Source organism: uncultured Gimesia sp. (assembly GCF_937910335.1).
GTDB lineage: Bacteria > Planctomycetota > Planctomycetia > Planctomycetales > Planctomycetaceae > Gimesia.
Genome location: NZ_CALEMX010000385.1, coordinates 1 through 5,581 on the forward strand (window position 1 = coordinate 1; position 5,581 = coordinate 5,581).

The window sequence follows — 5,581 nt, forward strand, 5'->3', positions numbered from 1 at the left end:
CGAAAATATTTCCTATAAATAACTATTTCTCGGCCGGGAAAATGATCACAAACAAGAAATTATTAACTAAAAAAATGCTTCTGGATTATATCCAGGATACCCAGCGTATTTTTCCTGGGGTACAGTTCCAAATCACTGAAACAGAAAAGCAAATTGAGGGAACTAACGAGATAGTCGATGCCATGGTCGATGCAATATGGGAGAAAAAACGTATCCGTTTCGTGGTGGAAACCCAGCTTCCATTTAATCCAAAGTCGATTCAAGAAGCGATAAAGCGGGTCAAAAAATCAGCTGAGCAACTCAAAGTCTATCCGTTAATCCTGACTCCGTATCTGTCAGAAGAGCAACTCGAAGTTCTGGAAGAACTATGTGTTAGTGGTATCGACTTATGTGGAAACAGCGTGATCGTTGCCCCCGGTAGGTTACTCCTCTATCGCAGCGGGAACCCCAATAAGTATCCCAGCAGTAGCCCAATTCGTAATGTATATCGAGGCACAAGCTCGATCGTCGCACGCACATTTCTACTCCGGCCAGAATATGAGACTTCGCAGGAGTTACTAGAAGAAATAGTAAACCGCGGCGGTGAAGTTACCCTTCCCACAATATCTAAAGTCAGTTCAGCCTTGGTGGATGAATTGATTCTTGAACGCAAGAAACAGGGACGGGCAACAAAACTTCGTCTGTTGCAACCAGAGAAACTCCTGGATCGCTTGGCTGAGAAATTTGAAGCTCCGGTGATTCAACAACAGTTTATTGGTAAGTTGTCCCTTGATGAAATGAAATTTCAATCATTAATTCAAAATTGGAAACAAGATTCATCTGAATCTATTGTGCTAACTGGCAGTTCATCATCAGACAGCTATGCCACAATGGCTCGAGAACCAATCCAACAATACTATTGCACGGATTTAGCAAGTTTATTGAAATATCTTGGAGAATCGGTTCGTGAGAATGATCGATTTCCTAATATCCAAATATATGAAACTGACGAACCAACAGTGTATTTCGACATTAGAAACAGCATCAATGCTTCTCCATTGCAAACATTTCTTGAACTCAATACTGGCGAGAAACGTGAACGTGAGACAGCAGAGCAGGTACGCGAAAGTATCCTTAATGACTTAATATAGTAATAAGAGAACCAAATGAATGCTCTACAGACACTAAAGACAACTCTGCTTGACCTTGATCGTGTGATCGGTGACAAAGTCCCATTGATCATCGGTGGCGGATTTGGACTATACCTTCGACAGGAACAACTCAGAGAGTCAAATGAACAAACTTTAATACAACAACTTCCAGAACCTAGAGCCACTAATGACATAGACCTGTTTATCGGAATGGAAGTTCTCGTTAATGTAGATAAAGTTAAAGCCATGAGACAAGAAATAGAAAAACTAGGATTTACGCCAATCGAGAAAGCCAAGTATTTTCAATGGGTTCAGAACAAGGCTGATGGCGGACAAGTAAAAATTGATATCCTGTGCGGCCCATTAGGCAATTTTTCTGAACAACTACACACAAATGGATTACCACGCATTCGTCCGAAAGCCCCAAGCGGCGAACTAAGATTTCATGCTCGACATACGGATGAGGCTATAGAAGTGGATACTCGCTCCATCGCTATTCAGATACAGGGACAATGTTCGGATGGCAAAGAGAAAAGAAGTACGATTTATATTCCTCATCCTTTTACTTATCTGATGATGAAACTCTTTGCATTTGATGATCGTAAAAATGATCCCGAAAAAGATGATGGCCGCCATCATGCGATGGACCTTTATCGGACCGTTGGCATGATGAATGAGTCTGAATATGAAGAGGCTCTGGCCTTGGGGAATTCATACAATCAGGACAAGCGAGTAAAACGAGCCCGTCAGATCGTATCTAATAGTTTCGATAAAGAATTCGATCTCGGTATAATACGACTTCGTGAGCATACCCTTTTTCGTCCCGAATTTGACATTCAGAAATTTCAGAGCGTGCTAAAGGAAATCTTAGTTATTCCAGAATAGGAACTGAAGCAACTGATCGCCGCTGATGAGCAGGCTCAGGAACGCTCAGCGATACATCAATCAGTTCCAGGTGTCGGAGAGATTACAGCGGCCCTGCTGATTGCAGGGTTGCCAGAACTGGGGAGTCTGAACCAAAAACAGATTGCACGGTTTAAACATCTTTCTATACTCAAGGCAGCCTTGAATATACAGGCTAATTCCGCTCTTATTCAAGGCAACCAACAATAATCGCATTATCATTGAAGAAAAGAACTTAAGTGAGTATCGGAAACTTTTCACAACCAGACCAAACTAGTACAGGCCAATAAGATCAGCGTTGGAAGAGATTGAAGGCGGGATCTGAAACTAAGCATAGTGACACGCTGAACCCGATTTATTTAACAATCCGGACCGAAATTGCAGTTTTTCGGCGACTGAACTACGCCCGGTTAGTCTTCAGACCGGTATCGAGTCGCAGGGGCGTCTCGAACCGCTGCTCGAAGCCCGGTCAGTAATAATTCTTTTCGCTCATCACTGAGTTTTTCCCAAAGCTGTAGCAATTCGAACAGCTCATCGGTCAATGGGACCCCCGATAGGTCCCCCAATGTGCGATTTGCGTTTTCACCCCTATTTTTACCGAGTGGCTGAGACACCCTCCGGGTGTACTTCTTCTTAAGCCAAATCAAAACCATCACTTATATTTTCAAGGCCTTTGTCACTCTGACGAAGGCCTTATTTCATTCCTCCCCACTAATACGCGTTATTAAAACATAAGTAAAGCATGCTGAAATCTTCTACAGTCTTCGGAACCGAGGGGAGCTGAGCACTGTTCATTGAGAAGAGTTACTTCTGCAGATTGCGGTAAAAAGTGCCGCGAATGTTTCGCATCGACTGCCAGATATTGGTTTTAATATCTTGCGGCGAAACGCAGACGAACAGATAGCCGTGCTTGGTTGTTTTGCCTGTCCAGGCCTGAATTATAAGATTCAGCGTTTGCGGTTTCTGGATGACAAACGGTTCAGTCCAATTGACCGTTGCCGAATATTCTGTGAGCCCCTGGGGGTAAATCTTTTGGGGATCGACCGGTATGACTTTTGTCAGTTTGCAGGTAAACTGGCTGGTATCGATTTTCTTTTTTCGGCTGTTGAAGATGGCACGAGACAGACCTTGATAGTACGTGAGTAACTCACGTTCGATGTTTTTTTGTGTTAGTTCACTGCCGGGATCAATTTTAAATACGAAAAAGTAGGAGAAAAACGTCTCCGATTTTTCCTGAAACATGCCCGGCGAAAACCGGGCTTCTTCGATCCCATTGAACTGCATTTCTTTGGCAAATGAAGGGGGCAGCGAAATTTGCTCCCCCTTCCAACCGGCCGGAACAATGATGTGCTTCGCCAACTCCGAATCGGCAGCCAACACGGTGTTCGTAACTGACAGAATGGCAAGAAAAACTGTAAAACGGCGCATATCAATAGCCTGCATACAAGAGGTTTTCAATCATGAGGAATGCGGGAGTCTAAATCGAGGCGATTTCGAAGCCGGTGCGGTAGTCCCGCGTCAAGTATTTGTTGGCAGCCGAGTTGTTTGTGAATTTGAGAGCTTTGCCATCGAATTCGAGGGTTTCGCCCGGGAAGAACGCGGCAACATTTCCTAATTGCACGGCTTCGGTCAGATGGCCTCCGTATTCAAACCCGTCGCTGGGCTGTTTTCCAGACAGACAACCATCGACCCAGCCGTGATAATGGTCGAGGCTTTCCACCGGTTCTATTTTAACACCTTCGATGTTTACAAACGGCTGGCTGTAATGTGGTAGAATCATATTGCCTTTTTCACCGACGAAAATCGAGCCTCCACCCGGCAGAGATTGGCCGGGTAAAAGTTTGGCGATTCCATTACTTGGCCGCCGTCCGCCATCGTACCAGGTAATCGGCAGGCTGCGACTGGCCGTATACTGTGTGCCGGGAATGACGTATTGAATAGTTTCCTGGGCGGGCCATACTTCATCGTTCATGCCGGTGTGTTCCGAGCGCACGCTCAGCGGGTCGCCAGTGATTTTGAGGGCCGTGTACACCGGGTCGAGTAAATGGCAGCCGAAATCGCCGATGGCTCCGGAGCCGAAGTCCTGCCAGTCTCTCCAAGTAAAGGGATGGTAAACTCGGTTTCCGCCGTAAGGACGCATGGGGGCAACGCTGATCCAGAGGTTCCAATCGAGCGATTTCGGCATCGCTCCATTTTTCGCAGGCCTGTCGAGCAAACCGCTACGTCCATGCCCGGTGGTGCCAACCCAGGAATGTATGGCCTTCACCTTTCCGATGGTCCCATCTTGAATCGCTTTCGCTGCGGTGCGATAAGCCGAGTGCGAATGGATTTGGTTTCCCATCCGCGTGATGACGCCCGATTTTTTTGCTTGCAGTCGCATTTGACGGGCTTCCCAAACCGTGCGCGTCAGCGGTTTCTGACAGTAAACATGTTTACCGCGTTGCATAGCATCGATGCTGATGATGGCGTGAGTATGGTCGGGGGTTGAAACCGAGACGGCGTCGATTTTATCACCCAGCTCATCTAGCATTTTTTTGTAGTCTTGGTAGACAGGAGCCTCGGGGGCCAAAGGCTTGACTTTTGCCGTCCGCGACAAATCGACATCGCAAAAGGCGACACATTTCACTTTATCGTGGCTGGCGATGAGCTTGATGTCGGAATACCCTTTGCCATCGGTGCCGATGCCTGCAAACTGCAATTGCGAGTTCAAATTTTGTCCGCGGACAATTGCTGGTGCGGCGAAAGCGGACGCGGCTGCGACGGATGTTTTCAAAAAATCTCGGCGGGTGGTATCTGAGTTGGATGTCATGATTGCGGGTTTCCTGATGAGTTTTTGAGTGGGAAGTATTTTGGGTCAGAGCCGGTTTATGATTTTGGGTAGAATTCCGATTATAACATAAACGGTCCGCGATACGTCAATTGAGTTAGCGTGACGAAGTGTCAGCAAATTCGAAATTCGTTCTGAATCTAGGTATGATTGAAATCCATGAATCTTTCAAAACCTGTCAGCCTTCGATTTCCTATTGGATTAAGCCTGAATCCACTCGAGGCCTATTTCGCTTCCTATTTCAACATCGCGCCCATGTCTAAGTACCTAGCCTGAATCGGCCAGAAGGTCTGCACCCATTTCAGTGAGTCCGAACGCTTCATCTATGCAAAAGCAAAATATTGCCAAAGCATGGTTGAAGTAAATGGCCCTGAAAAACAGGCCTATGAGAAGCTTAACCAATGCATGGTGATAGAAACGATTGTCTTCAGATCCAGAAAATTATTAACTATTATTTTTTAGCGGACTTCTGACTCATTAGATAGGATATGAGATGGGCCATTGCCTGCTCGTCGACCTGTTTTTCCAGACCTTCTGGCATGAATGAAAGTCCTGAACTACGAAGCTCGTCGATATTGATGCGTAGAATCGTTGACTCGGTTCCATCCGGTTTTCGTATAGTGATACTGTTAACACTCTCGTTCGAAATCATGCCTGATATCACCAGACCACCCTCTGTTACCAAAGAATAATTCATGTATTGTGGTTTCACTTCGCGGTT

Annotated in this window: 6 protein-coding genes and 1 pseudogene; 3 read left to right on the forward strand and 4 right to left on the reverse strand. The window is 45.9% G+C overall.

The genetic code is table 11. The annotated features are described in order from the left end of the window. The 3 genes and pseudogenes from Q0668_RS15270 to Q0668_RS15280 all read left to right on the forward strand — a co-directional run. Positions 1-1,130 (forward strand): hypothetical protein (locus Q0668_RS15270; RefSeq protein WP_298866192.1); only part of this gene is annotated, 1,130 nt, incomplete at its 5' end. A 15-nt stretch (positions 1,131-1,145) separates the two neighbouring features. Beyond that, positions 1,146-2,015, forward strand: a complete 870-nt coding sequence (locus Q0668_RS15275) for a hypothetical protein (RefSeq protein ID WP_298866194.1) — start codon at positions 1,146-1,148, stop codon at positions 2,013-2,015. Between the two features lie 51 nt (positions 2,016-2,066). Further along, positions 2,067-2,162 (forward strand): annotated as a pseudogene (locus Q0668_RS15280) (IS110 family transposase); the annotation flags it as partial. 281 nt (positions 2,163-2,443) lie between these two features. Here the strand turns inward: Q0668_RS15280 and Q0668_RS15285 are convergent. The 4 genes from Q0668_RS15285 to Q0668_RS15300 all read right to left on the reverse strand — a co-directional run. Further along, positions 2,444-2,647 (reverse strand): hypothetical protein, encoded by a 204-nt coding sequence (locus Q0668_RS15285; protein ID WP_298866196.1) that lies wholly within the window; start codon positions 2,645-2,647, stop codon positions 2,444-2,446. A gap of 190 nt (positions 2,648-2,837) precedes the next feature. Continuing rightward, positions 2,838-3,461, reverse strand: coding sequence for a hypothetical protein (locus tag Q0668_RS15290; protein ID WP_298866198.1), 624 nt, complete (start codon positions 3,459-3,461; stop codon positions 2,838-2,840). A gap of 49 nt (positions 3,462-3,510) precedes the next feature. Then, entirely contained in the window at positions 3,511-4,842 is a 1,332-nt protein-coding gene (locus Q0668_RS15295) for a Gfo/Idh/MocA family oxidoreductase (RefSeq protein ID WP_298866200.1), read from the reverse strand. 469 nt (positions 4,843-5,311) lie between these two features. Further along, on the reverse strand, positions 5,312-5,581 hold a 270-nt coding region (locus Q0668_RS15300; protein ID WP_298866202.1), incomplete at its 5' end, for a hypothetical protein.